Source organism: Aliivibrio sp. S2TY2, from assembly GCF_028765525.1.
In the GTDB taxonomy this organism is placed as follows: Bacteria; Pseudomonadota; Gammaproteobacteria; order Enterobacterales; family Vibrionaceae; genus Aliivibrio; species Aliivibrio finisterrensis_A.
Genome location: NZ_JARACS010000016.1, coordinates 74,105 through 93,615, shown reverse-complemented (window position 1 = coordinate 93,615; position 19,511 = coordinate 74,105). Strand labels below are relative to the sequence as shown.

16 protein-coding genes are annotated in these 19,511 nt (G+C 38.2%); 9 read left to right on the top strand and 7 right to left on the bottom strand.

The features are described 5' to 3' along the window. Window positions 1-260 precede the first annotated feature (260 nt). Both tamB and tamA read right to left on the bottom strand, forming a co-directional pair. Window positions 261-4,058 carry an autotransporter assembly complex protein TamB gene (gene tamB, locus PVK63_RS18230; protein ID WP_130087969.1) on the bottom strand — a complete coding sequence of 1,266 codons (3,798 nt, stop codon included), beginning with the start codon at window positions 4,056-4,058 and terminating at the stop codon, window positions 261-263. Further along, window positions 4,055-5,776 (bottom strand): autotransporter assembly complex protein TamA, encoded by a 1,722-nt coding sequence (tamA, locus tag PVK63_RS18225; protein WP_130087970.1) that lies wholly within the window; start codon window positions 5,774-5,776, stop codon window positions 4,055-4,057. The genes tamB and tamA overlap by 4 nt, the downstream gene beginning before the upstream one ends. 113 nt (window positions 5,777-5,889) lie before the next feature. On the opposite strand from tamA, the gene msrA reads away from it, so the two are divergent. Beyond that, the gene (msrA, locus tag PVK63_RS18220) at window positions 5,890-6,468 is read left to right on the top strand and encodes a peptide-methionine (S)-S-oxide reductase MsrA (RefSeq protein WP_274440829.1); all 579 of its coding nucleotides are present in this window, start codon (window positions 5,890-5,892) and stop codon (window positions 6,466-6,468) included. A gap of 62 nt (window positions 6,469-6,530) precedes the next feature. Here the strand turns inward: msrA and PVK63_RS18215 are convergent, their stop codons facing one another. After that, entirely contained in the window at window positions 6,531-6,740 is a 210-nt protein-coding gene (locus tag PVK63_RS18215; RefSeq protein WP_130045949.1) for a DUF1107 domain-containing protein, read from the bottom strand. Window positions 6,741-6,987: 247 nt separating this feature from the next. Here PVK63_RS18215 and PVK63_RS18210 point away from each other — a divergent pair, with 247 nt between their 5' ends. The 7 genes from PVK63_RS18210 to PVK63_RS18180 all read left to right on the top strand — a co-directional run bounded on the left by PVK63_RS18210 (window position 6,988) and on the right by PVK63_RS18180 (window position 12,286). Next, window positions 6,988-7,539, top strand: coding sequence for a YtfJ family protein (locus PVK63_RS18210; protein ID WP_274440828.1), 552 nt, complete (start codon window positions 6,988-6,990; stop codon window positions 7,537-7,539). 68 nt (window positions 7,540-7,607) lie between these two features. Beyond that, window positions 7,608-7,934 carry a DUF2607 family protein gene (locus PVK63_RS18205; protein ID WP_130045947.1) on the top strand — a complete coding sequence of 109 codons (327 nt, stop codon included), beginning with the start codon at window positions 7,608-7,610 and terminating at the stop codon, window positions 7,932-7,934. 12 nt (window positions 7,935-7,946) lie between these two features. Continuing rightward, window positions 7,947-8,612: a zinc uptake protein ZrgA gene (gene zrgA / locus PVK63_RS18200; protein ID WP_274440827.1), complete on the top strand. Its 666-nt coding sequence runs from the start codon at window positions 7,947-7,949 to the stop codon at window positions 8,610-8,612. Window positions 8,613-8,648: 36 nt separating this feature from the next. Further along, complete coding sequence (locus PVK63_RS18195) at window positions 8,649-9,335, top strand: ABC transporter ATP-binding protein (RefSeq protein WP_130049112.1); 687 nt, start codon at window positions 8,649-8,651, stop codon at window positions 9,333-9,335. Further along, entirely contained in the window at window positions 9,332-10,591 is a 1,260-nt protein-coding gene (locus tag PVK63_RS18190) for an ABC transporter permease (RefSeq protein ID WP_274440825.1), read from the top strand. Before PVK63_RS18195 ends, PVK63_RS18190 begins: the two co-directional genes overlap by 4 nt. An 8-nt stretch (window positions 10,592-10,599) precedes the next feature. Beyond that, a complete protein-coding gene (locus PVK63_RS18185) occupies window positions 10,600-11,085 on the top strand; it encodes a DUF3299 domain-containing protein (protein WP_130045943.1) in 486 nt (161 codons plus the stop codon). Window positions 11,086-11,392: 307 nt separating this feature from the next. Then, window positions 11,393-12,286, top strand: coding sequence for a TIGR03899 family protein (locus tag PVK63_RS18180; protein ID WP_274440823.1), 894 nt, complete (start codon window positions 11,393-11,395; stop codon window positions 12,284-12,286). 99 nt (window positions 12,287-12,385) lie between these two features. Here the strand turns inward: PVK63_RS18180 and cysC are convergent, their stop codons facing one another. Genes cysC through cysD form a run of 4 tightly spaced genes read right to left on the bottom strand, consistent with a single transcriptional unit; the run spans window position 12,386 to window position 17,140 of the window. Continuing rightward, a complete protein-coding gene (cysC, locus tag PVK63_RS18175) occupies window positions 12,386-13,003 on the bottom strand; it encodes an adenylyl-sulfate kinase (protein ID WP_130087976.1) in 618 nt (205 codons plus the stop codon). A gap of 14 nt (window positions 13,004-13,017) precedes the next feature. Beyond that, a complete protein-coding gene (locus PVK63_RS18170; protein ID WP_130045940.1) occupies window positions 13,018-14,745 on the bottom strand; it encodes an SLC13 family permease in 1,728 nt (575 codons plus the stop codon). Between the two features lie 21 nt (window positions 14,746-14,766). Next, the gene (gene cysN / locus PVK63_RS18165) at window positions 14,767-16,203 is read right to left on the bottom strand and encodes a sulfate adenylyltransferase subunit CysN (protein ID WP_274440821.1); all 1,437 of its coding nucleotides are present in this window, start codon (window positions 16,201-16,203) and stop codon (window positions 14,767-14,769) included. Between the two features lie 28 nt (window positions 16,204-16,231). Next, entirely contained in the window at window positions 16,232-17,140 is a 909-nt protein-coding gene (gene cysD / locus PVK63_RS18160; RefSeq protein WP_130087979.1) for a sulfate adenylyltransferase subunit CysD, read from the bottom strand. Window positions 17,141-17,509: 369 nt separating this feature from the next. Between cysD and cpdB the strand changes: the two genes are divergently transcribed. Continuing rightward, on the top strand, window positions 17,510-19,489 hold the full coding sequence (gene cpdB / locus PVK63_RS18155; RefSeq protein ID WP_274440820.1) for a 2',3'-cyclic-nucleotide 2'-phosphodiesterase: 1,980 nt from the start codon (window positions 17,510-17,512) through the stop codon (window positions 19,487-19,489). The last annotated feature ends 22 nt before the right edge of the window (window positions 19,490-19,511 follow it).

Sequence of the window (19,511 nt, the reverse complement as noted above, 5' to 3'; positions counted from 1 at the left end):
CATTTAAGTTCCTGTGTCAAGCACTTATTTGAAACTAAATTTCTTAACCATCTTTCCACCAACCCTTTGCTGCTCTATGCTGAGCGCTCCGTGTCAGTGAGGTCGCATTATAGGGAGTTCGATCACATTAGCAAGCGTTAAATGCATTTTTTTGCATGTTTTCTTTCTGTTTGATGGCCATTTAAGCAATAGAAAACTTATACTTTATTACCCCTACAAGCCTAACAGCTTACCCACAAAGTTATCCACACTTGCTGAATTTAATCGAAACTAAACTGATAAATTAAATCAACAGCACTATCTACCCCAGATATGGCTTCTATATAGAGATCGCTAATAATTCGATACCTTAACGTAAATTCACCAAGTGAATTAAAAATACCGACCCCATACTTAACTTGTAAATCTGGCGCTATGTAGCCACTTATTGTCACTTGTGAGTCATCACCGGAACCAGCGGTATCTAATTGTAGGTCTTGCACACCAAATGCTTGGCCAATCTCTCCGACTACTTTACCGCTTTTAGCAAGGCTTAATCCTATCAGTGTCGTCGTCATGGCATTTCCACCAGATTCACTATCTATATCCTGCCCTCTTAATAAATAAGATAACGCATTGGCTTGAGGCATAGATGGAGATGAGAATATCTCTACTCTTGGAGTATCTGCTGGACCACTCACTTTAACCCCCGCTACCACATCATCCTGGGTATTATCTGGATTTCGAATAGCTTCGATATCTACATAAGGCTGATCTGCTGGACCATTAAATAAAATCTTTCCTTTTCTTATTTGTAAATCTTGTCCGAAAGAACGATAAGTACCATCTTCAATATTTACTTCTCCAGTAATAAATGGCGCTTTATTTCTCTGAGTTACATTTAATTGACCAACAAGACCAGCTTCTAAACCAAATGCAGAAAGAAGCACATCATTACCTATCGAGATTTTGATATTGGTTTCGACTTCCATTGGTAAGGTAGTTGCAGTCTCTACCGGTTGAAGCTCATTATTTAAAATTACTTCATCCTTTGATACACCAACCGCACTTTCTGGCAATTCATTAACGACAATCCTCCCCCATGGGATACCTATACTGCCAGTAATCTTCGCTAATGTCGGAATAATGCGAATTTTCATATCTGGCTTAACTTTTAATTTAACCATGGGAGGTACATTAACTTGAAGTTCATTACCGAAGACATCGAGTCCTGCTTTCCAATTCTTTAAATCATGCCAGTCCGCTGAACCATTAATATGTAAATCACCATCAGGGGTCGTTATCTTGGAAACAAGTTCTCCATCGTAACCATTCATCTTAATTTTGATATCACCATTAGAAATATCAACCGGGGAGACCTCACCTTTAACTACTACTTTATTAATAACGAGATCACCAACTGACTTGGGATGAAGTATCGGACCTGAAAAGTTAATCTTTGAGTTAATAATCCCTTGGAGTTGACTGTATTCACCTAATGCAGGTTCAAACATCGATAATGACAACGCCTCTATATTGGACATTCCTTTTATTGTTTTCTTGCCTGTTAAATCATCTATTAACATCTGTCCATTTAATTGACCGTTACCAGTCAGACCAATAAGCCAATTTGCATTAAGAACATCATCTTCCATTTCTGCATTAACTTTTATCTCATCCCAACCAATAATTAATGGTTGCTCCATTTGTTGTTGAACATTTCCTTTTGGTAAATACAAAGCCGCTTTTACATACGGTTTCTTTTGCTCTTCCCACTTTGCAATTACGTTTAAATTAGCCTCACCATTAACTTTTGTCTCTTCTGGAAGAAAAGCTTTTAACTTGCTAAATTCGAAATGATTCACGCTTAAATCAACAATTCCGGATTTGCCCGCCAATAAATCTTTATTTAAGCAAAGTGACGTTACTCCCTGACTCCAGCAATTAGCTTGAACAAATACTTCTGAGGTTTGAATGTCATAGGCTAATGCAGCTTTCTTATCTAATTTCCAAGGACCAATTTCAGTTTTGATTTCAGCTTTTGACAGTTCACCCTTCCAAGCTTTTTTTCTATCGAGAGCACCATCAATAACGAGGTAAGAGTCAACGACATTTGAATCTAGATTGACACTTAAGCGATGGCTTTCTTCTTTACCGTTAAATTTAATATTTAACGCTTCAAGTATCTGCTTTTTATATTGGCCTTTACTTAAATCAACACGAAGATCAGCATTGATTTTTGGCATTGGTACTATATATCCGTTGATAGAGGCTTTTTTTAATGTTGCTTCTTTTTTCCACTTTAACCCAAGCGCATCTATATCAAGTTCAATTTTAGGCTCTGTTACTTTTCCAGTTAATGCAACTTTGCCAAATAACTTACCGTATAAATCAGGAACACTATCTGACAATTCAGGAAAGTTAACATCGACATTCAAATCCAACTCTTTATTAACTTCACCAGTAACTTCAATACCATTATCACCATGATGCAATGCTAAGCTTGGGATATCGATATTAATCTCCCCTTGACCATCCTTGTCATGAGCAAAAAGAGAACCATTAACATCCAATGGGTACTTTCTAAATATGCCTTTAATATCAATCACAGGTATCAAAGCATTCCAACCACCTTTATCGGTAAGTGAACCACTAGTCTCAATCCTTCCACTAATATTCCCTTCCGCAGCTTCCCATTGAATACCCGGCTGGATATTTTGAAGATCAATATCTCCTTTCCATTGTAGTAATGAACGCCAATCTATCTCTATACCACCAGAAACCTGCCCTCCTAAGGTATCAATAAGTAAATCATGTAAATTTACCGAACTAGTATCTCCCTTACCTTCTAAGCGAATATCTGTTTGAGGAACGTCTTTTCCTTCTATATAAAGAGAACCAGAAAATTGATACTTATTTAAATCACCTTTTGCTCTTATGTTAGGGATTAATGCTGTTATGGCTTTATCACCAATAAGAGGCCAATAAACATCCCCTTCTGATACTTGGATATTAAAAGGTAATGTCGATTCTAAAGGCTTGAGTTCTGCATCAATCTTTGCTTGTAAGCCTCCACTCAATTTAACTGAGGCCTTTAAATCAACCACACTTCCCTCTGCATCTAAGGTAACTTTATGTCCCTTTAATTCAGTTTCTTTAACTTTTAAAATAGCATTGAGTGTTAACGGGTAATCGCCATCAAGCTTAACATCACTGTCCATTCTTAAACTTGCTTGCGGCATATCTAAATAAAAATCTTTTACATGGACATCATGCTCTCCAGCCTTAGCAATAAAATCGAGTTGATTTACTTTAATTTGAGAGTCTTGCTGTAATGTGAAATCTCGTAAGGCAAATTTCTCAACATTAATATTTAATGGAATATAAATAGAGGGAAGAATAATTTTTGAGGTTGGTTTTTCTTTTGGTAATTGGTCTGTATTTTCTTGAGAGGCTTTTTGTTTAGCTAACTCGACGCTTATCTTTTCCCAAGCAAGAGGAGTAACGGTCAAATCACTATGATGTAGTTTTACACCAGTATTAAATGAGCGCCATTGAATACGGTTACCTAAAATATCCATATCAATATTATTCAAACTAATATTCGTTACATTAATAGGGATAGGAATAGATAGAAGACTTGACTCTACAGGCTCCGGCTCTTCGGTTTTTTGAGTTTCAGGCAACTCAGGCAAGACCAATGTCAAACCATCAATAGATATATCATCAACACAAAGTGCCGGTTGCATTAAGCATTCAGGGGTAAAAGTAACACTCAAATGATTTACTTTGGCATCAATAAACGCCCTATCTTGATAAGATATCCCACTTAATGAAAATTCAGGTAATACACTTCCCTCAACTTTATCTATATATAAAGAAGGTAACGCTTTTTCCGCCCCCCAAACAAGCAATTTTAATCCCGAGTTAGTAAAAACAATAGCACCTACCAATAAGAGTAGTACTAAGATTAACATTGGGAAAAATAGTGCTAAACAAATACAGTGACGGCTAAAACGACGCTTTTTCTTTTGCTTTGCATCGATTTCTTGCTCTTGGTTTTCTTCTAAAGAACTCATACTTCAGGCCCTAAAGTGAAATGCACTTTAAATTCATCTCCTGGTTCTGCATCAAACCCCCAAGCGAAATCAAGACGAACCGGGCCAACTGGCGATGCCCATCGTATACCCAAACCTGCGCCCATCTTCCAGTCAGGGGTTGATATCCACGCGTCACCATAATCCACAAACGTTGCTACCCACCAATTACCAACCACTCGATACTGATATTCTAAGCTAGTAGTTGCCATAAATTGGCCACCAGTCAAATAACCATTTTTATCTTTTGGTGATATTTCTTCATAGCCATAGCCTCTCACACTATTATCGCCACCTGCAAAGAATCGAATAGAAGGAGGGAGTTTATAGAAGTTATCCGTATACATAGCTCCGATCTCACCTCTTGCTACACCGCGATGATTTTCACCAATACTTCGGACAATTGCACCTTGAGCTAAAAGACGCAGCAATTTTGCATCGGATGTTAATGCTTGATCCGTTGCTTCTATGCTGAACGATTTTTTATCTCCCCACATAGGCATAGTTCCACCACGTGAACGACTTTTAGAGAATGACACTCCAGGCAAAACTAACCATGCTGTGCCATCTTGGATCCCTTGAGTAAACTCTTCATAAAGAAAACGGGTGTAGATGGTTCTATGCCAACCCGAGTCAAATACCCAATGACGCTCAAAAGCTAAATTTGACTCTAAGCTATCGGTATCTCGGTTATCAACATTCTTCAAGCCATACTTAACAATGTAGTAATCTTTAAGTACCTGTTCTAGTGGAATTTTATACGATATAGTTGCTTCTTGTTCCGGTTTTGAAATAGAAAGTCCTGTATCTAAACTGTGTCCATATTCATTAAGCCATGGCTTTTTCCAACGGATCTTACCTCTAACACCAACATCGGTTGAGTAACCAATACTGGTTTCTAGTTGATTTCGAACTTGAGGTGATAAATGCACATTCATTGGTAACTGTCGACTTGCTCCAACAGCATCTAAATCTGGCTCAACATAAACAGATGAAAACCATTCAGTATTAGATAGGGATTGATTTAACTCACCAATTTGACTTGCGAGGTATGGATCACCTTCTTTGAAAGGGATAATTGAGCGAACTCGCGACTCTTCAATTTGGCTTCCTTCAATCTTTGTTTTGCCAAAATGATAACGTTGCCCACTTTGATAATGTAAACGCACTAAAGCTTGATGCCTACCAGGTGCAATTTCTAAACGACTTAACGTAAATTCACCATCAAAATATCCTTTTCTTAATGCTAAATTCTGTAACCTGCTTTTTAAGCTTTCATATTTACCATGATCAATCACTTGCCCCAGATTTAACCCTGAGTTATCAACTGCATTAATAAAATCAATATCCGTTTTTGCTTCTCCCGTAATAGTAATGTCACTGACATAGATATAAACGGGTTCGCCAGCATTCACGGTAAATACTAACGTATGCTCACCTTCTTGGCCTTCAATAGAGAAATTCATCGATGGGTCGTAATAACCTAACGCTTTAAGTGCATCTCGGGCATTTTTTTCAAGGCGAGATTGGAAACGAAGTGAAGTAGAGTACTCCTCTTCTGGTATGGCTGAAATATACGCTTCAACGTTACTCAGCAAAGATCCTTCTAAACCCTCAATTTCCAATTCTGTTTGTGCTGATACTCTTACTGAGAGTAGAGCCAAACAAGAAATAAATAAGAGGGATAACTTCTTTGTCATACTTATAATTATTCTATTGATTCATGAATGCATTCTATGCAATGGTAATTTACTCGCTTTGTAGAGTAGCACAAGGTAAAAGTCTTCTAAATGACTCAGTTGAAGGATGCGACATGACCATAAATAAACAAAATTTACGACCTCATCATTTTATTTCACAGGTTGATTTAGAAATAACACCTCCAGACCATGACGTTATTTATGTAGGGATGGGATGTTTTTGGGGTGCAGAACGCTTGTTTTGGCAATTACCAGGAGTTTACTCAACTGCCGTTGGATACGCCGGTGGGGACACACTAAATCCGAACTATAAAGAAGTCTGTACAGGAACAACAAACCACGTAGAAGTGGTAAAAGTTGTCTTTAACCCCACTCTTATTTCTCTTGAGACTGTGCTTCATTCTTTTTGGCAAAATCACAATCCAACACAAGGAATGCGTCAAGGTAATGATATAGGAACACAGTATCGTTCTGTTATTTATACTAATTCAGAACAGCAACAGCTAATTGCAGAAGAAACGCAGCAGCAATACCAAACCGCATTAGAGAAACAAGGTATTAATGCACCAATAACCACAGAAATACTGCCTATAAATATTTTCTATTTTGCCGAAGAGTATCATCAACAATATTTAGCAAAAAATCCTGATGGTTACTGCGGGTTAGGTGGGACTGGAGCCTGCTTCTTATAAACAGAAAAGGTGCTCATCACGAGCACCTTTCAATCTTAATATCATTAACACTGTCTATAATATTACGCTGGCACTACTGATAGCTGGCGAATGTGCTGATTGACCTCACTCATTACTGATAACATTTTTCTATTCTCTTTATTTGGCATCAGTAGTTTGCCTTCATCGAATTCAAAAGAACCAATACCTTCAATATGAAGTTGTCCTTTAAATAGGGTTTTAACAAAGCGAGCCACTTGAAGTGGTCTATAAGCCTTAAAATTTCTAAACATAGCCATTACCTCAATAATCCATATAAGGTGATCATTAAACGTCCATTAAAAATATGTCACTTTGCCATTTATTACCTAAACAACAATAGAGTGAAACATTTAATTAACATTATATATCGCAAAACAGTGTACGACAAGTTGGATTTCATTTATTAACTATGAGCAACTAATGAATTTATACTGGTCGAATCGCTTTTTATTAATCTCTGCACTACACTACAAATTCTTATTTCTAAGGATAATAAAAATGAACACAGTAAAACTATTCGCTCTTAGTGCCTGTCTATTACCTTCCCTTTCTTTTGCTCACAACATTTCATTAAATCAACCTGTGCCATCAGTAACAGTTAAACAATATGGTGAAATTACATATATTAACGACGCCCCTACCTATCAAACATGGAACAGTGAACATCTAAAAGGGAAGGTTCGAGTTTTACAAGCCATTGCTGGCCGAAGCAGTGCCAAAGCAATGAACGCCGATCTTATGAGTGCTATCACCTTAGAAAAGTTCCCTGAATCAACATATCAAACTACAACTATTATCAATCAAGATGATTCTATTTGGGGCACAGGTGGATTTGTAAAGTCATCTGCTGAAGAGAGTAAAAAAGAATTTTCATGGTCATCTATGGTTCTTGATGAAAATGGTAAGGTGGCAAACGCTTGGGATCTTAAGTCTGAAAGCTCAACCATTATTGTTCAAAATAAAAAAGGGAATGTCATTTTTGTTAAGGAAGGAAAGCTATCTTCCGATGAAATTAAGCAAGTCATAGCCCTAATCTATGCTCAGCTATAAATAAATGGCTTGATTATCAATTGTTATATTATTACATTTACCGCTTATACTCTTTTTAAGGCGGTACAATGCAATCGTACTTTTTTACTAAACAGCGTTGGTTAAATTGGAGTTTAGCTATTACTCTAACGCTGTTTAGTGTATTGGTTGCCCATCACCAAATTGATGCTAATGCACAGCACCATGAGAATCATCACTGCCAATTATTTCATTCTATTGGTTCTGGTTTTATTGTACATATCACTTCTCCCCCGATCATTCCTCAAGCTATAGTCAGATCAGTATTCTCTATCGTAGAAAACAGTTCTCCATTTTCAATAACCGTACACTCTCGAGCACCCCCTTACCTGTCGTCTAATATTCATAAATACACCACATTTATAACACTTAGATAATAGGAAGCAATTATGCTTATCTGTAATAAAAAAAATGCTCTACGATTAATAATTTCTAGTACCTTATTCTCAACCCCACTAATGGCTTATGCAGGTGATCATCATCATGACGATCATGAACATTCTGAACATCGTCAACACGGGGCACACGTTCATGGTGTTGTAGAAACGAATATAGCTCAAGATGGTGACCATTTACTTTTTGAAATCACAGCTCCAGGCTCTGACGTTGTAGGATTTGAACACGCTCCTAAAAACAAAGAGCAAGAGCAGTTATTAGAGCAAGCTATTGCTAAACTAAAAAAACCAAATGCAATTTTCTCTCTACCAGAGTCTGCTAACTGTAAAATTTCAGAGGTACATGTCTCTCATAGTATGAAGCATGCTGACCATGCTGACCATGATAGTCATGACCATGATAGTCATGACCATGATAAACATGACCACGATAAACATGACCATGATGATGACTCTCACCATGAAGAACACCAAAGTGAACACGGTGAATTTACAGCTCAATATGAATACCACTGTGAAACAATCTCAGAGCTAAACCAAGTAGAAACGCAATGGTTTACCCTATTTTCTCACACTAAAAAAATAACAGTTCAATACTTAGGTGATTCAGGACAGAAAGCGGCAACATTAACCGCTAAAAAAGCCGTTCTCGCTCTATAATTTAGGCATGACGGTGGCAACACCGTCATTATTAATATGAATATAATTGAATTATCAAATCTGACTTTTTGTTGGCCAAACCACACAGAGCAAACTCTTAATATTCCAAGTTACCAGCAACAACAAGGATCTAAGGTATTTATCAAAGGCCCAAGCGGCAGTGGTAAATCAACCCTTCTTAGTCTCCTTACAGGGATCTTATCACCGACCGAAGGAACGGTTAGCATTAATGGTACTGATATTAATCAATTAACATCAAATCAGCGAGATCGATTTAGAGCTGATAATATTGGCTATATATTTCAGCAATTTAACCTACTTCCTTATCTTTCTGTTGTTGATAATGTAATTTTGCCATATCAATTTTCATCACAAAAAGACCTATCAAAACAAGAACTGATAAAAGAAGCTGAGCGCCTACTCAATCAACTTCAATTGCCTGTTTCTCATTTTAACAAACCCATTACTGATTTAAGTATTGGTCAACAGCAGCGAGTTGCAGCGGCAAGAGCGTTTATTGGAAAACCAAAATTGATCATTGCAGATGAGCCAACTTCAGCATTAGACCACGACAGTCGCTTTGCTTTTATTCAGCTATTAATGGAAGAGTGTGAAAGCAGTGGTGCTGGATTGCTTTTTGTTAGCCATGATCCAAGTTTAGAATCTCTTTTTGATCGTTGTATTGATTTAAGAACCTTAAATAATGTGGGAGGCATACAGTGATTGGTATTGCTCAATTAGCGTGGAAGAGCTTAAAAAACCGTAAAACCACCGTAATATTAACCGTTCTCACTATCGCTATTTCTGTCATGCTGTTAATGGGCGTTGAGCGCATTCGAACTCAAGCAAAAAACAGCTTTGCCAATACCATCTCTAACACAGATTTAATTGTTGGTGCACGCTCTGGTCAGGTTAACCTACTGCTTTATTCGGTTTTCCGTATCGGTAATGCCACCAACAATATTGATTGGAAAAGCTATCAAGAGCTCAGCAATCAAAAGTCAGTAAAATGGTCAATTCCAATCTCTCTAGGCGATTCTCATAAAGGCTTTAGAGTCATGGGGACCAATCAAGATTACTTTCGTTTTTACCAATATGGAAAAAAACAACCACTAACGTTTAAAGAAGGTAAGCCATTCTCACACTTATTTGATGTTGTTCTCGGTGCCGATGTGGCAAAGAAACTAAACTACCAATTAGGTGATAAATTAGTTATTGCTCATGGAATTAGTGATCAATCCTTTACTCGCCATGATAATTTACCTTTTACCGTTACTGGTATTTTAGCTCCAACAGGAACACCAGTAGATAAAACTCTACATGTTTCTTTAGGCGCGATAGAAGCGATACATGTTGGCTGGGAGAGCGGAGCTCATTTAGGTAATACCCCTGATGCAAAAACATTAGAGCAACACCAGTTTGAGCCTAAAGAAATTACCGCATTCATGTTAGGGCTAAACTCAAAGATTCAGACTTTTGCTCTTCAGCGCTATATTAATGATTACAGCAAAGAACCCCTTAGTGCCATTCTTCCTGGTATCGCTTTACATGAACTATGGGGAATGATGTCGATGGCAGAACAAGCTTTATTAGCTGTCTCTGTTTTTGTGGTCATTGCAGGATTAATGGGAATGCTCACTAGCTTATTAACTAGCTTACAAGAAAGGCGACGAGAAATGGCTATCTTAAGATCGATGGGAGCTCAACCTAAACATATTTTTGCCCTACTTGTTAGTGAAGCCGTCGTAATAACGACCTTTGGGATCATCGTAGGCCTACTGGGTTTATATCTTTCTTTATCTATATTACAACCCATAATCCAACAGTATTATGGCATCGCCATTGAACTTACATTACCAAGTTTATACGAATTAAAGCTATTAGCTCTTGTTCTGTGCTCTGGTTTTATTATTGGCGTCATACCTGCCATTCAAGCATATCGACACTCGTTGAGTGACGGTATGACAATTAGACTTTAAGGATAAACATGAAAAAGAAATTCTTACTCTGTTTCTTATTACTTCTTCCCTTTAGTGCAATAAGTAATGAAGTATTAAAACTCGATTGGATTGACTTAGTTCCTGAACAGGAAAGAAATCAATTTGATGCGGTAGGTATGCCTAAAGTTGATCATAATGGTGCCCAAATGCAGCAATCTCTTGTTGGCGGAGTTCGACAAGAATTAAATGGTAGCATGGTAAAAATACCAGGGTTTGTTATTCCTTTAGAAGGTGATGACAAAGTAATCACTGAGTTTTTACTTGTACCCTATTTTGGGGCTTGTATTCACGTACCACCACCACCACCAAATCAAATCATTTATGTAAAATTTGAAAAAGGTGCACCAATACAACAATTATGGGATGTCATTTATATAGTAGGGACACTAAAAACAGAAACCATCAATAGTGAATTAGCAGAAACTGGCTATCTTATTGAAGGAGTTAGCCTAGAAGAATACGATGACGAATAAAATGTAACATATATGTAAACTCGTGTTTATCTTTCCTATTGTTATATATAATGGGAAAGATAGACGAGCGTTGCAGTATAACCCGTTGCAATCACTACACTATACAGTACTTTTTTTAAATTTGATCCTTTCATGAAATCCCCCTTATAAAAATCACACTTATCATTTTAACAAAAATTTATCATTTAACCACGCTTAGACTCTTTCTTTTTGTTAGTTTTTCTTAATTATTGCTTTGAGATTAAAGTTTTTATTTTCTAATACCGATAATATAAAAAGAGAACCGTTACTCAGGGCTAGGTTAATCATGAACTCACTACAAAAAATCATCACAAAAGATGAGCAAATAAAAGAACAGCCAACACACAAAAAAGAGCATTACGTTGTAAGCAGTGCTCGACGACTTACTGAGATCGCGGTAAAACAAGGTCTTGCTGCAAAACTGCAAACACCGAAACCAGAAGAAACACTTCTAAAACGCGCTTTGTATCGAGAGAAGTTATTACGTGAGCAGCAACAGCAAAACTTAGAACAAATAATTAAATTTGCTTATGATTATTGTAATGATGAGACAGCGGGAGAGCCCGATCCTGATTGGCTTCATCGTTTTTTTGAAATGGCTAAAGACATTCATGACCCATCCATGCAACGTTTATGGAGCCAGATCTTTAAACAAGAGATTATCACTCCCGGCTCAACGTCAATGAAAGCACTTAAAGTGTTAAAAGACATGACTCAACGAGAAGCACAAACATTTCAGCGAGCAGCCTCATTAGCCTGTAGTTTTGGACAAGACAACAGTAAAAAATTACTTCTCGGCTATAAATGCGCTGGCACTCTCTTCAATCTGTATAAAACAGAAGGCCCACAACTGGTTCATTTAGGTAACTATAAGCTTCCTTACTCCAGTTTATTGCTGCTTATTGAGCTAGGCTTATTGCTTGGTACTGAATTAGAGTCTGGAGAAATAGAGTTTGAACCCGCATTACCGCTGCAATATCAGGGTAAAAACATTGCGATAAAACCAATGCAAAAAGGGGCTAGACTTGTTTATTACCGTTTCAGTCCAACAGGGGCTGAGCTATGTAAGTTATTAGGGAATAAACCTAATGAAAATTATTACGACAATCTCATTAGCCTGCTAAGTCAAAAGTTCATTGTGGAAACTGACGTAAAGAAAACCATTTCAACAACCGCTTAATTGTCTTTCTTCTTTTCATAATAAAGCCCTTAAATAATCAAATATGTAAGGGCTTATGTTTAGGTATTTAGATAGGTAATGCGATGAGAAAAATCGCTCTTACTGAATAATCGCTCTTGCCTTCAAGGCTATTAAGCATTGCTCAACAAGTGCATCAATTGACTCTTTACCCGCAGGCAAATCGATCTCAGGATTTAACGGCTGTTGGTATTCAGAATCAATCCCTGTGAAGTGTTTTATTTCCCCTGCTCGTGCTTTTTTATACAAGCCTTTAGGGTCCCTTTTTTCACATTCATCCAAGGAAGTATTCACAAAGACTTCTAAAAACTCGCCCTCTGGTAGTAATTCTCGAACCATTTGGCGCTCTGCTCTATGAGGTGAAATAAACGCACTTAATACAATTAACCCGGCATCAGCCATCAATTTTGAAAGCTCTCCGATACGTCTGATATTTTCTTGCCTATCATGATCCGAAAAGCCTAGATCGTTACACAAGCCATGACGAACATTATCTCCATCTAGCAGATAAGTATGATAACCAAGCTCTACTAATTTGTTTTCTAATGCTCCAGCTATGGTTGATTTCCCTGCGCCAGATAGCCCAGTAAACCAAAGTACTGCTGGCTGCTGGTTTTTCAATGTAGAGCGAGTGTCTTTAGTTACTGAATGTTGGTGCCAAACAATATTTTCATCTTTCACAACGTCTTTGACAGTCATGTTTCATCCTTGAATTAAAATGGGAAAAAATAAGGGATTAACGTAAGTACCAAAACCGAATAAATAATCGACATGGGTAACCCCACTTTTACGTAATCAAGTAGCGTGTAATTACCCACACTAAATACTAATAAATTGGTTTGATAGCCATAAGGAGATATGAAACTAGCACTTGCCCCAAATAATACCGCCATAATAAATGGCATTGGATCAACCCCGTAACCTAGCGCCATGCTATACCCGATAGGGAAAGCCAAAGCCGCAGCTGCGTTATTAGTAATTAACTCAGTTAGCACTAAGGTAATTAAATAAACCGCAATCAAGGCACCAATCACTCCCCAACCGTTAAATAACTCCATGAACATATTACCGAGCTGTACCGACAAACCCGATGACAACATTAATTGAGCAATAGAGAGCGCAGCCCCAACAATAACGACAATGTCGATAGGGAAACGTCGGCGTAGTTCTCCAATATTAATCACGCCAAGCGCTAATAATGCCAAAAGATAGACCGACAACCCTTTGATAATTGGGAATATATTCAATAACTCAGCAGCAATAACACCAGCAAAACCCAACAAAACCAGCGCACTTTTATCACCATCCAGTTTTGCTGCCGAATCAAGATCACTAATAATGACAAATTCACGCTTTAACTGCTGTTTACTCTGTTCGAAATCTTTTCCCGGTACTAAAACTAACGTATCTCCCGCTTGCAGTTCAATCTTACCTAAACCACCTTCAAGGCGTTCGTGTCCACGCCGAATCGCAACCACCACAGCATCAAAACGGTCTCTAAATTTCGAAGATTTAATGCTTTTGCCACGAATGGAGGCCGATTGGCTCACCACCACTTCAATTAAGTTTTGCCCATTTAAATGGTGCTGCCCAAAGAGCGTTAAGCCATTAATTTCTTGTAATGTAGTCACACTCTCAATGTCACCACAAAACAATAATCTATCTCCGGCTAATAGCACCATTTCAGGATCAACTGATACTATTGTTTTTCCTTCTCTAATCACTTCAGCCAAAAACAATTTTCTTAATGCTCTTAAGTTATTTTCTGCAATCGACTTACCAACCAATGGCGAGCCACCTTCGACTCTTGCCTCTAAAAAATAAGGCAACTCATCTTGATGGCCTTCATCGTACTGGGGCAATAAATAACTTAGTGGTATTAGAATGAATAACCCACCAAGTAGCACAGCGATACCAATGGTTGTTGGTGCAAAGAAACTTAAACTTGGTAAACCTGCATCTTCGACAAAACTATTAATAATTAAATTGGTAGAAGTACCAATTAGAGTTAGGGTACCACCTAAAATTGCAGCGTAAGAAAGAGGAATAAGCAGGCGAGAAGGTGCGTGGCGTTGATTACGCTTTATCGCACCAATTAAAGACACCACCACTGCGGTATTATTAGTAAAAGAAGAAAGAATAGCGGTTGATAAGCCCAATTTGCCTACCACACTCCCTAACCTTCCTTCCGAAATATGACGCCCAACCCAACTGATAAGGCGTGTTTTTTCTAAAGCACAAGAACTCAGGATTAATAACACCAAGGTTAATAGTGACGAGTTAGTAAAGTTTTTTGCCAAACTAGGTAAATCAATCATCCCTAGCATAAAAGCAATAAACGCTGCCCCTGCAAAAATCACACTTGGTTTTAATTTACTTGCTAATAGACTCACAATAATTAGAGCCAATAAAGCCAGAACGAATCCTTGTTCCCATGCCATAGACGATTCCTTTTTAAGCTATTAACTTAAAAGCTTAGAAATATCTTGTGCTCCCCAATGAGGGAAATGTTTACGAACTAACGCATTTAACTCCACCTCAAAAGCACTGACATTATCATTGATAGGCTTCACATCGCTTAACTCAGATAGGTTTTGGATCATCCCAGCCCCTACCGTCACGTTAGTTAAACGGTCAATAAAGATAAAACCACCCGTTTCTGCACAATCTTGGTAACGATCTAAGCTTACCGCTTCTGTTAATGATACGTCACACAAGCCAATACCATTTAATGGCAGCTCTGGTGCATCAAAGGTTTCTAGGCTATTGATATTTACCTGATGATGAATCGCATCAATTTGACCTACCGTTTTCTTACCGGCAATTTTAATATCGTACTGACGACCTGGTTCTAGTCCTTTTTCTGTCATCCATACAATCTCAGCCTTAAATTGATCTGTCGCTTGTAAGTTAGAGTTTGCCTTCACTAACAAATCACCACGGCTAATATCAATCTCATCTTCTAACGTTAATGTCACTGCTTGACCTGCTTGTGCTGATTCTAAATCACCATCAAACGTCACAATGCGCGCCACTTTTGATTTTTTACCCGATGGTAGCGCTACAATTTCATTACCAACAGCAATGCCACCCGATGAAACTGTGCCTGCAAAACCACGGAAATCTAGATTTGGACGATTCACATATTGCACTGGAAATCTGAACTCTCCATTGCCTCTGTCTGAATCGATATCTATATTCTCAAGCACCTCTAATAGAGGCACACCTTGATACCAAGCCAGCGCTTCACTCTGGTTTACTACGTTATCTCCTTCTAGAGCAGATAGCGGAAGAATAGAAATATCTAGGTTTGGATTATTTAGCTTTTTGGAAAAAGTTAAATACTCTTCTTTAATCTCTTCAAAGCGAGATTCAGAATAATCGACCAAATCCATTTTATTTACCGCTACCACAAAATGACGGATACCTAAAAGATTCGCGATATAAGAGTGACGACGTGTTTGATCAAGCACCCCTTTACGTGCATCAATCAAAATAACCGCAACATTACAGGTAGATGCACCGGTTGCCATATTACGAGTGTACTGCTCATGCCCCGGCGTATCGGCAATAATAAACTTACGTTTTTGGGTTGAGAAATAACGATACGCAACATCAATGGTGATCCCTTGTTCACGCTCAGCTTGCAGGCCATCAACCAATAATGCCAAGTCAGGACGTTCACCTGTTGTACCGACACGTTGGCTATCGGCATGAACCGCATCTAACTGATCTGCATAGATTTGTTTTGAGTCATGGAGTAATCGGCCTATGAGGGTACTTTTACCATCATCCACTGAACCACAGGTTAAAAATCGAAGTAATGATTTGTATTGATGTTCTTTTAAATAAGCTTCAATACCAAGCTCTTCTAATTGTTGCTCTACTGCACTATTCATTATTTAATCCTTCCTTAGATGCTTGATATTAAAAGTAACCTTGGCGTTTTTTCAGTTCCATAGAGCCAGATGAATCATGATCTATCGCTCGACCTTGACGCTCACTTGAGGTAGCAACCAACATTTCTTCAATGATTTCAGGCAAGGTGTTTGCTGTAGATTCCACCGCTCCTGTTAATGGGTAACAACCTAAGGTTCTAAAGCGAATGTCTTTGTGTTGGATCTCTTCGCCTTCTTCTAACTCTAAACGTTCATCGTCTACCATGATCAGCATGCCATCACGCTCAACCACAGGGCGTTTCTCAGACAAATAAAGCGGAACAATTTCAATATTTTCTAAATAGATGTATTGCCAAATATCCAATTCAGTCCAATTTGATAATGGGAAAACTCGGATGCTTTCCCCTTTATTAACTTGGCCGTTATAGGTATTCCATAACTCTGGACGCTGATTTTTTGGGTCCCACGTATGATTTTTATCTCGGAAAGAATACACACGCTCTTTAGCTCGAGATTTTTCTTCATCACGACGTGCACCGCCAAAAGCCGCATCAAAACCATACTTGTTTAGCGCTTGCTTTAAGCCCTGAGTTTTCATGATATCGGTATGCTTTGATGAACCATGAACAAATGGGTTAATCCCCATTGCTAAGCCTTCTGGGTTCTTATGTACCAATAAGTCAAAACCGTATTTTTCTGCCGTTTTTTCTCGAAATTCAATCATCTCTTTGAATTTCCAATCCGTATCAACATGAAGAAGTGGGAATGGGATTTTTCCAGGATAAAAGGCTTTGCGTGCAAGGTGCAGCATTACTGAAGAGTCTTTACCAATCGAGTACATCATTACTGGGTTATCAAACTCAGCAGCAACTTCACGAATAATGTGGATACTTTCAGCTTCTAGCTGTTGTAGGTGAGTTAATCGTTTTGCGTCCATGTATTTTTGTCCTTTAGGCTAAATTTGGTAATGACACCATTAATGGAATTAATTGCCCTAACAAGCATCAATTCTCTTTTTACATGGTGGCTATTTTTCATTCCAATAAAGTCACTATAGACGGGTTGCTTTATTACCTGAAATTCTAAAATTTCATTTTTTATTCGATTTAATGCTAACGAAGTTTTTCTTAAATAAGGCGGACACAAAAAACAACATATAAATTCATGGTTAAGCTGTGATCTTGTTACCGTAAACCACACGGAAAGAAGATCAAGCGCACACATTAGAAGACAAATTACATTTATAACATAACCAATCTGTTATCTTAATTGGCGCTTTTATGATTATCACCTTTTGGAGAACACTATGAAACTCTCAGCTAAACCTGTATCGCTAGCCGTTCTTGCTGGCTTAGGCTTACTAACATTGTCTGGCTGTACAACAACAGAAGACACAAATGAAGTAATTAAGCTACGTGTTGTAGAAACGACAGATATCCATACCAACCTAATGGATTACGATTACTACAAAGATAAGCCATCTCAAAAAATCGGTTTAGCGCGCACAGCTACGTTAGTTAAAGAGGCTCGTAATGAAGTAACCAACAGTGTTCTTGTTGATAACGGTGACTTACTGCAAGGGAGCCCAATGGGTGACTACATGGCAGATAAAGGGATTGAAGCTGGCGAAGTTCACCCTGCATATAAAGCCATGAATCAATTAGATTACGATGCAGGTAACATTGGTAACCACGAATTTAACTATGGTTTAGAGTTCTTAGCAGAATCAATTAACGATGCAGATTTCCCATACATCAGTGCTAACGTTTATGATGTAGAAACCAAAGAGCATTACTTCAAGCCATACATCATTAAGACACATACATTTAAAGATACTGCCGGCGTAGAACACGAAATCAAAGTCGGCTACATCGGTTTTGTTCCACCACAAATCATGGTATGGGATAAAAAAAATCTTGAAGGTAAAGTCTACGCTCGTGATATCAAAGAAACCGCAGAAGAGTTAATTCCTCAAATGAAAGCGGAAGGTGCGAATGTTATTGTTGCGATTCCTCACTCAGGTGTATCAACTGACCCGTACAAACAAGGCGAAGAAAACTCTACTTACTACTTATCTGAAGTCGAAGGCATTGATGCAATCGCATTTGGCCACTCTCATGCTGTTTTCCCAGGTAAAGGGTTCGACAACATGCAAGGTATCGATAACGAAAATGGCACCATCAATGGCGTTGCCGCTGTTATGCCTGGACGTTGGGGTAGCCATGTTGGTGTAATGGATTTAACTCTTGAACAAAAAGATGGTGAGTGGGTTGTTGCTAACGGTAAATCAGAAGCTCGCCCTATCTTTGATAAAAACAACAAAAAATCATTAGCGGCGGCTGATGAAGGTATTGTTAAAGCATTAGAATCAGATCATAAAGGCACACGTGAGTTCGTTAACCAACCAATTGGTAAAGCTGATGACGTGATGTATAGCTTCTTAGCCTTAGTTCAAGACGACCCAACAGTTCAGATTGTTAACCTTGCGCAAAAAGATTACGTTGAGCGCTTTATTCAAGGAGATCCTGATTTAGATGGTACTCCTGTACTTTCTGCTGCTGCTCCATTTAAAGCAGGCGGTCGTGGCAATGATCCAACAAACTTTACTGAAGTTGAATCAGGTCAATTAACTTTCCGTAATGCAGCGGATTTATACCTATACCCAAATACCCTAGTGGCAATGAAAGTAACAGGTAAAGAAGTAAAAGAATGGCTTGAATGTTCAGCTGGTCAATTTAAACAAATTGATATCAATAACACAGCACCACAACAGCTAATCGATTGGGATGGCTTCCGTACTTATAACTTTGATGTCATGGATGGTGTTAATTACCAAATCGACGTAACTCAGCCTGCAAAATATGATGGTGACTGTAAAGTAATTAACGACGGTTCTGAGCGTATTGTTGGTCTTACTTACCAAGGTAAACCAATTGATATGAAGCAAGACTTCATCATTGCGACAAACAACTACCGAGCTTACAGCAATAAATTCCCTGGCACAGGGGCTGATTTCATCGCTTTTGATGCACCAGATGAAAACCGCACAGTTCTTGCTAACTACATTTCTCGTGTAAGTAAAGAAGAAGGTCAAGTTAAACCAGCCGCTGATAATAACTGGTCTTTTGCTCCAATTAAGAGCAACAAAAAACTGGATATCCGCTTTGAAACATCACCAAGTGACAAAGCAGCCCAGTTCATCAAAGACAAAGGCCAATACCCAATGAAGCGTGTAGCGACTGATGATGTTGGCTTTGCGGTATACCAAATTGATTTAGCAAAATAAATAACATCTAAATTTTCTACAG

Bases quoted from the DNA above. Each gene is read 5' to 3' on its own strand.
- cysD (WP_130087979.1), bottom strand. From the start codon at position 17,140: ATGGACGCAAAACGATTAACTCACCTACAACAGCTAGAAGCTGAAAGT.
- zrgA (WP_274440827.1), top strand. From the start codon at position 7,947: ATGCTTATCTGTAATAAAAAAAATGCTCTACGATTAATAATTTCTAGT.
- PVK63_RS18215 (WP_130045949.1), bottom strand. From the start codon at position 6,740: ATGTTTAGAAATTTTAAGGCTTATAGACCACTTCAAGTGGCTCGCTTT.
- PVK63_RS18205 (WP_130045947.1), top strand. From the start codon at position 7,608: ATGCAATCGTACTTTTTTACTAAACAGCGTTGGTTAAATTGGAGTTTA.
- cpdB (WP_274440820.1), top strand. From the start codon at position 17,510: ATGAAACTCTCAGCTAAACCTGTATCGCTAGCCGTTCTTGCTGGCTTA.
- cysN (WP_274440821.1), bottom strand. From the start codon at position 16,203: ATGAATAGTGCAGTAGAGCAACAATTAGAAGAGCTTGGTATTGAAGCT.
- PVK63_RS18170 (WP_130045940.1), bottom strand. From the start codon at position 14,745: ATGGCATGGGAACAAGGATTCGTTCTGGCTTTATTGGCTCTAATTATT.
- cysC (WP_130087976.1), bottom strand. From the start codon at position 13,003: ATGACTGTCAAAGACGTTGTGAAAGATGAAAATATTGTTTGGCACCAA.
- tamA (WP_130087970.1), bottom strand. From the start codon at position 5,776: ATGACAAAGAAGTTATCCCTCTTATTTATTTCTTGTTTGGCTCTACTC.
- tamB (WP_130087969.1), bottom strand. From the start codon at position 4,058: ATGAGTTCTTTAGAAGAAAACCAAGAGCAAGAAATCGATGCAAAGCAA.
- msrA (WP_274440829.1), top strand. From the start codon at position 5,890: ATGACCATAAATAAACAAAATTTACGACCTCATCATTTTATTTCACAG.
- PVK63_RS18185 (WP_130045943.1), top strand. From the start codon at position 10,600: ATGAAAAAGAAATTCTTACTCTGTTTCTTATTACTTCTTCCCTTTAGT.
- PVK63_RS18195 (WP_130049112.1), top strand. From the start codon at position 8,649: ATGAATATAATTGAATTATCAAATCTGACTTTTTGTTGGCCAAACCAC.
- PVK63_RS18180 (WP_274440823.1), top strand. From the start codon at position 11,393: ATGAACTCACTACAAAAAATCATCACAAAAGATGAGCAAATAAAAGAA.
- PVK63_RS18210 (WP_274440828.1), top strand. From the start codon at position 6,988: ATGAACACAGTAAAACTATTCGCTCTTAGTGCCTGTCTATTACCTTCC.